Here is a 7,147-nt window from a genome sequence, read left to right as displayed (position 1 = left end):
GTATCGGCCATCCAGCCTAGCTCCTTGCTTGTAAACGAAATAATGCTTTCTCCCCCAGCGATCGGTGTAAGATTATTCCACGTTTTCCCTGAATCAACCGAACGACCAACGCCAATGACTCCAGCGGCTGGAGAGTAACCTCCGAGTATCGCAGCTCCATCAACAAGCTCCATATTGCTAGGGTGTCCACCAGGCGCAGCAGGTCCTTCTTTAACAAGTCCTGCAGCACCGCCTGGTGCTGGTCCGCCGCCTGCTGTTTCCTGGCTAATTACTTTCCTCCAGCTTGAACCATTATCTGCAGAGGCATAAAGGGAATAAGATTGCTGGGACATCCCTACTCCACCGTAAAATTGTGCCCATATTTGATTTCCCTTTGTGTAAAGCTTACCGCCTATGCTCTCCTCTGATTTAACTGTTAGTTTTGTGGACCAATTCATACCACCATCTGTGGTTTCTGATAGTCGATAGCCAAATCCAGGTACTACGATAAGTGACCATCCATGCTTCACATCTGTAAATTCTGCATAGCGGTTATTGGGAGGAGTAGAGATTTTGGTCCATGTTTTCCCGCCATTTGATGTTTTATAGGCAAAAGCCTTCGTATAGCCGAAGCCATTTGAAGCATCCACAAAATGAATACGTTCAAGCGCGAGCGGATTGGTTACTATTTTGGTGAACGTTTTTCCGCCATCCTTGGTGTGAATTAGGGCATTCGTTCCGGAAGCAGAAGATTTCGCCAATGCCCATCCAGTTGTGTTGGAAATGAAATCAAGCTGTGTAAATTGCCAAGTACCCTTATAGATCGGTTGCCATGTTGAGCCGGCATCAGAAGTTCCAATGAGAAATCCATTGCCAGCAGCGCGTCCGGTTGTACCGTTCAAAAATTGAATATCACTGAAATGGTATGTGGTATCCCCTGCTGGTGTTCCGCTGAAAAGATCCTTTGCTGTTGTGCTGCCTGCTGCTTGCGTTAACGGTGCGATTGCTGTTAGGCCAATCATCAGTGCTGCTACAAGACCGTACTTAAGTTTAGCTTTGATCATGTTTTTCCTCCTCCTGCTGCTAAGTTAGTATTAGAGCCTTTATAGAAGAAAATACCCTGCTTTGATCAAATTGAATCTTAAACGTTATTGATCGTTATGCTGTAACTTTCTTACGAGCACCGCTTATTTTAAATACAATGATGCCACAGACGATTACAAGGACACCTAACCCTTTATTCGTTGTGAAAGCTACTTTTTCGATACCTAGCCACCCTTGCGAGTCCCACAATAAAGCAGTTCCCAGCTGTGCGGTTAGAACGATAGAGATGGCATACGTCGGACCAAGCCGCCTAATGCCTTGTACCAGACAAGTAACAACGCCTACGCCGATTAGACCGCTGAACCAGTACCATGGCTTCATATTTTGTAATGCAAATAACTGTTCGCCTTCGAATACGAATCCGATAACAAATGAGGCAAGGAATCCCATGCCTAATACTAACGCAGTTGTTGTCCATGTATTTATTCGTTCATTGACTTTGCTATTGAATATATTTTGCAAACTGACCAAACAACCAGTGAGAACTGCAAATATAAGTCCAATCATCATGTTTTCTACTCTCCCATTGGCTTATTGATTTGAAATAGCTCATGATATTGTTTTACTCATAAATATTTTGAATGGCGAGTGCGCGTAGTCCATCCTTGTTTTTAACAAGAATGCCTCCATTTTTTCGCTCAATTAAACCTTTTGCACAAAATTGCTGGACAACCCGATTGAGATGTCTATAGCTCGTTCCGATCAAGTTAGCCGTATCCTTTAAGCTGATTGTTTTCCGCTGCCCTTTAATTAGATATTCTGAATCATCATAGGAGACGGACAATAGATAGCTCGCCAATCGAACCTCCACAGGATGCAAAATATTGAAGCTTAATGCGTTCGAATTTTTCAAAAATTTCCGAGCTATAATTTTTAATAAAAATTGCAGCAGCGGCGAATGATCTTTGCCATATTTATTCAACCACTGATGATGAATGCCAATCATGTATACAGTCGACACGGCTTCGACCGTGTTGATAATGTCAATGTCTTGCACATATTCAATATCCCCTACTACATCAAGGGAGGTTTTGAAAGTAAGAATAAGTGTTTTCCCATCTTTCGAGGTTGTGTAGATCTTTATCTTTCCTTGAACGAGAAAATAGAGATATTTTGAAGATTGACCTTGGGAACAAATAAGCTCCTCATGGTCAAAGCAGAATAGTGATAAATGGGGTAATAATTGTTCCCCGAATGTTGTTTCCAATTGATGCGTTTGTAAAAAATGGTGGAGCTGCTCGCGATCTTTAATTTCTTGCATCTGTACGAATCACCTCCAGAGGAATACGGTTAAGGGCTTGGTATATTTTAACTATTATAACCGCAATATAACCACCCCAGCTATCATCATCCCAATACCGATGAATTGAGGCAGCCTCATCTTCTGCTTTGCAACCCCAAACCATCCTTGACTATCGACGATAAAAGCCAGGCTTAACTGGGCAATCAGCATGGCAGATATGCTAAGAGTAACGCCAATTTGTTGAATAGCAGTGACATTGCTGAAGATGATAATAGCTGCAAAGGAACCGCCGATTAGATATAAGGGTTTTACTTGTTTAAAACCGGACCACTGTTTATCCCTGACGAATAACAGAATAATCAAGGCTGCTATGAATCCGGTGAACTGGGTAATCGTTGCGGTTTGCCAAGTGCCGATATCTTGACTAATTCTTGAATTAGCAACACCTTGTAGTGTAATTAAGACCCCGCCTAAAAATGCGAAAATGCTCCCTTTCATATCATTGCTCTCCTCCATATCAATCTTTCCATCATTAAACGATACATTTCAAGGTTTAGGAAAGGACATATGTCCTAAATCAATGTAAAGCAGTTTTTTGCATAAAAAAAGAACGAACGCTCGATCACTGTTCGTTCAATTTATTCGTTTGGGATAGCCTCCTACTCGCTCCAACGTATCTTATTGCGGAACCCCAGTTCTTTGGAGATGAGATCCGCATACTTTTTTGCTTGCTGACCGTAGCTCTCGATTTTACTTGGCGTAAACCGTATCGCGGGACCAGCTACATTCAGTGATCCAATAACGGTATTATCATAAGAAAAGATGGGAGCCCCGATGCCAGTTGTTCCATCCGTTGCTTGTCCTGATGTGATGGCATAACCTCGGGAGCGAATGATCTCTAGATCAGTCTGAATCATTTCTTTGGATAATGGAATCAGCGACGGTACTGTTGTCCAATCCACACCTTGCAATATAGCTTCCTGCATCGTGGATGGCAAATGAACAAGAATAGCGCGATTAGATGCTCCTATATATAGTGGCAGCCTAAGTCCGATAGGTTCGGAAATTTTCAAAATTTGCGGTGAATCGATGGAATCAATATAGACGCCTTCTTGGTTCTCTCTTGTAGCCAAATAGATCGTTTCTTTCGTTTTTTGCGATAGTTCGACCATGAATGGTCTAGCCAGTGACCTGAACATTAGACTGTCCCACATCAAAAAACCGTATTTCATAATGGAAAGTCCTAATTTATATTTTTTCGATTTTTTATCTTGAGCAACAAATCCATGTTCGGATAAAGAATGAAGAATTCGATGCGCGCTTTGTACAGGCATGTCGAGTTCCCTGCTGATTTCTGTTGCACTCATTTCTTTCTCGCTGCCATGMGGTACAAGCAGATCCAATATGTGAATAGCTTTGGAAATGACCCCGGACATTTGCTGCACCTCCGATAGGAATTGATGTTATATTGCTTAACATGATTTTAGCATATAGATCCTAGCAACGAAATATTACTCCGATGATTCCTCATGATTATGTAGAAGAATTGATAGATTCATGATGTTATCCGAGTCGATTCCCTCATCGGCAAAGCCCACCTTTTTAAAGCATCGGATGCTCGCTATATTTTCAACTTCAATACCTGCTGTAATGATCTGTACGGCATCTAATTCCTTTCTATTCTGCAGCAACTCCAGCATTCTTTTTCCGTAACCCTTATTTCGAAGGCTTGGATTGGTTAATAAGCTTACAGAAGCAGTATGGTCGGGATAAATTTCAACACTGATTTGACCAACGGGTATTTCTTGCTCATAAACTATCCAAGCATAATAATTAGAGCTTTTATTAACGAACTTATACCAGCGTTTTAATGGCAATTTGCCGCTTAACCATTTATAAACTTCTGCATCTTTAAACCAGTCTTCTAATACATACAAGTTGGGCTGTTCCAGCTCCCTAAACTCCATTGTGCTTCATCTCCTATTTTTAATTTATTCATTTATACTAAACGGCTCTCATGAAGGTTTCTATTTTTTTATATCCAAAAAGGCGAAATGATAGAATGGTTTCCTTCTCTTTTTATTCTTCTTTTTCGAAAGTATAATCATTTGCAACAGTACGAGAATGAGGAGAGAAATCACATCATGAAGCGCATAAAGCAATTTGCAGAGCCCGCTGCTCCAACCTTTATTCATTTATGGCGGCATCCAGGATTCCTTATCCTGTTTCTAACAGGTGGAATTATCGCCTTTGGCAACAAAATTTATGAGCTGGCGCTGCCGCTTATTTTGTACGATTTGAGCCACTCTGCGGTGAAAATGTCAACGATGCGCGCCATCGAGCTTCTTCCAAACCTGCTGCTTGCCATGTTTATCGGTGTACTGGTTGACCGCGTGCACAAGAAAAGCTGGTCATTATGGGCCATAGGACTGCAAATCTGCGTTCTTCTAGGTCTATATGCAGTCATTTCCTACGGCAATCCACCCATCTTTGTGCTATATGTAAGCGGCTTTTTGCTCATGCTGTTTGGTTATGCATTTAATAATGCCCGTGTTGGAATTGTGAAGCATTCACTCCCTGCGGAAATGCTGACACCGGCTAACGCTACCTTCAACTTTATGTCAACCTTGGTTGGCATTATGGGTCCTGCTGTAACAGGGCTGCTGCTCATGCTTCCTGTGCTGTATGATGCCTTATTCATTACTTCGTTTTTGTTCTCTATTGCATTTGTTTTGCTGATATTCTTACGCAGCGATGAGCCGCCTAATGCTCAGCAAGCTGGTTTCTGGCGTGAGCTTCGAGCAGGTTGGGCTGAATTTCGCTCTAATAAATTATTATGGCAGTTGACGATCACTGTAATTTTTTTGAACGCGACGTCAGGCATGGTGGATACAACGATCATTTTCTACGCCAAGGATGCGCTCAGACTGAATAATGCAGAGCTAGGTACCGTGTTGGCAGCAGCAGGTGTAGGTGGGCTTCTTGGCAGTCTACTTATTAGCAGGCTTCGACGCACCTATTCTGTTGGTGTCTTGGTCACGATCACCACGCTATGTGTTGCGTTATCTTATTTACTGATGGCTTTATCGCAATCCAGTATGATGTTAAGCTTCAGCCTGCTGCTTAATGGATGTTTTGAGATGATCAGCACCGTTTGTATTTGGACATTTAGACAGGAATCTACACCACATCAGCTAATCGGACGTATCAGTGGCATAACTGGCTCATTATTCAAGCTTGCTATGCCGATTACGATTGTTTCTGCGGGTTGGATCTCTGAGCTCGCGTACCCAACAGTAGTATTTTGGCTAGCTGCTCTAGGAAACCTGCTCATTTTCAGCTACTGTAGATTTAGCTCATTATGGAGTAAATGATGGATGAATGGTCAGCGTAATAAGCAGTACCTAATCTCAATAAATAACACGTACCTCCGATCGGAAAAGCATCAACGGTACGTGTTTTTTTATGCTATTGATTTATAAACGTTCTCACTCGGTTCTGTATCAGATTAGTAACATCCTTTGCAGTTTATTGTCTTGTAAAGTAAGCTTTGATTTGAATAATTTGTCTCCAGCCGCTACAAAATGTTCTCATTCATCTACAAATAGACTCTTTATTTAGTTATTCTTTACTGTATTCGGTAAATACACATGAAATAAAGTCCCTTCATCACTTTCAGCCCAAATTTGTCCTCCGTGACGTTCGACAAGCGTTTTCGTAATAGCAAGACCTAAGCCCCCGCCTCCCGATTTCCGGTTCCGTGATTTTTCCACACGATAGAAACGTTCGAATACATGCGCGAGCTGCTCAGTTGGTATTCCGATTCCAGTATCCTTGACGGTTATTTGAACACCTTGTTGAACTAATTTCCCATATACCGATACCTTTCCACCATTAGAAGTAAACTTTAGAGCATTCGATAATAAATTCGTCCACATTTGAATGAGTCGGTATTCATCAGCATGGATAGTCATTTCAGGGATGAAACCTCTTTCCAAAATAATTCCTTTATCTGAAAAGGAGGGCTTCATAAGATCTAAAACTTGTTCTATAGATTTTGTTAGTGGAACATCTTTTAAGCTTAACTGCTGTGCTGTAGAAGTAAGTGTTTGCAGTTCTTCCAAATCATTAACCATTTGGACTAAACGGTGAATTTCTTCTCTGCATGATTGTATGCGTTCAGGTGTAGCTTCCCAAATTCCATCTTGAATCGCTGATAAAAAACTATTTAATGTCGTTAAGGGGGTTCGAAGCTCATGAGCAATATTTTCGGTCATCGTTACCCGTAATTGTTCTTGCTGTTCAAGCTGTTCAGCTAAATGATTGATAGAGGCGGCCAGTTGATCGACTTCATCTTTTGGAGTGCCTTTTAAAGGAAGACGAGCATCTCGTTTTCCTCTTGCCATAACGAGTGTTATATTCTTCATTTTAACTAAAGGAGAGGAAATTTTTTTAGCGATGTAAATGCTCATAATAAGCGTAATAATGAGTGCTCCGCCTACTGTCAGTCCAATGGATTGAAGAATGGCTTGCTCTAAATGTGAATTTAACGACTCTGTGTTATCGTGGCTGCCTTGCGCTATCTCTTCACCATAAAGCTGGAAATGATGATGAGTGGCTGTAGCTAAAGCAATGGAAGCAATGATTAAGATGGCTGTTGTATAAAAGATAAGAAGAATACTAATCCGATAGGATAGTGTTTTTTTCATTTGCCTCCTCCATGAAAGCGATAGCCGGCACCAAAAACCGTCTGAATGAACATTGGATTTTTAGCATCCTCCTCTATTTTTTGCCGTAAATTTTTGACATGCTGATCAATTG

9 protein-coding genes are annotated in these 7,147 nt (G+C 41.4%); 1 reads left to right on the top strand and 8 read right to left on the bottom strand.

The annotated features are described in order from the left end of the window. From AC1DSE_RS26615 to AC1DSE_RS26590, 6 genes are all read right to left on the bottom strand, one after another. On the bottom strand, positions 1-1,043 hold a 1,043-nt coding region (locus AC1DSE_RS26615), incomplete at its 3' end, for a WD40/YVTN/BNR-like repeat-containing protein (RefSeq protein WP_477528452.1). Positions 1,044-1,137: 94 nt separating this feature from the next. Beyond that, positions 1,138-1,593 (bottom strand): DMT family transporter, encoded by a 456-nt coding sequence (locus AC1DSE_RS26610; protein ID WP_477512610.1) that lies wholly within the window; start codon positions 1,591-1,593, stop codon positions 1,138-1,140. Positions 1,594-1,645: 52 nt separating this feature from the next. Beyond that, positions 1,646-2,344 carry a Crp/Fnr family transcriptional regulator gene (locus AC1DSE_RS26605; RefSeq protein WP_477512611.1) on the bottom strand — a complete coding sequence of 233 codons (699 nt, stop codon included), beginning with the start codon at positions 2,342-2,344 and terminating at the stop codon, positions 1,646-1,648. Between the two features lie 54 nt (positions 2,345-2,398). Continuing rightward, a complete protein-coding gene (locus tag AC1DSE_RS26600; RefSeq protein ID WP_339209338.1) occupies positions 2,399-2,824 on the bottom strand; it encodes a DMT family transporter in 426 nt (141 codons plus the stop codon). Between the two features lie 161 nt (positions 2,825-2,985). After that, the gene (locus AC1DSE_RS26595) at positions 2,986-3,762 is read right to left on the bottom strand and encodes an IclR family transcriptional regulator (protein WP_477512612.1); all 777 of its coding nucleotides are present in this window, start codon (positions 3,760-3,762) and stop codon (positions 2,986-2,988) included. A gap of 75 nt (positions 3,763-3,837) precedes the next feature. Further along, positions 3,838-4,293: a GNAT family N-acetyltransferase gene (locus tag AC1DSE_RS26590; protein ID WP_477512613.1), complete on the bottom strand. Its 456-nt coding sequence runs from the start codon at positions 4,291-4,293 to the stop codon at positions 3,838-3,840. Between the two features lie 177 nt (positions 4,294-4,470). Between AC1DSE_RS26590 and AC1DSE_RS26585 the strand changes: the two genes are divergently transcribed. After that, a complete protein-coding gene (locus AC1DSE_RS26585; RefSeq protein ID WP_477512614.1) occupies positions 4,471-5,700 on the top strand; it encodes an MFS transporter in 1,230 nt (409 codons plus the stop codon). Between the two features lie 243 nt (positions 5,701-5,943). Here the strand turns inward: AC1DSE_RS26585 and AC1DSE_RS26580 are convergent, their stop codons facing one another. Together AC1DSE_RS26580 and AC1DSE_RS26575 are read right to left on the bottom strand one after the other, a co-directional pair. Then, entirely contained in the window at positions 5,944-7,035 is a 1,092-nt protein-coding gene (locus AC1DSE_RS26580) for a sensor histidine kinase (RefSeq protein ID WP_477528451.1), read from the bottom strand. Continuing rightward, positions 7,032-7,147: winged helix-turn-helix domain-containing protein (locus AC1DSE_RS26575; RefSeq protein ID WP_477528453.1), on the bottom strand; the 116-nt coding region annotated here is incomplete at its 5' end. The genes AC1DSE_RS26575 and AC1DSE_RS26580, both read right to left, overlap by 4 nt.

It is taken from the genome of Paenibacillus sp. 01L418 (assembly GCF_056400045.1).
Note: the sequence above shows the minus strand (reverse complement) of the source record. Positions and strands in the feature narration are given on the sequence as shown.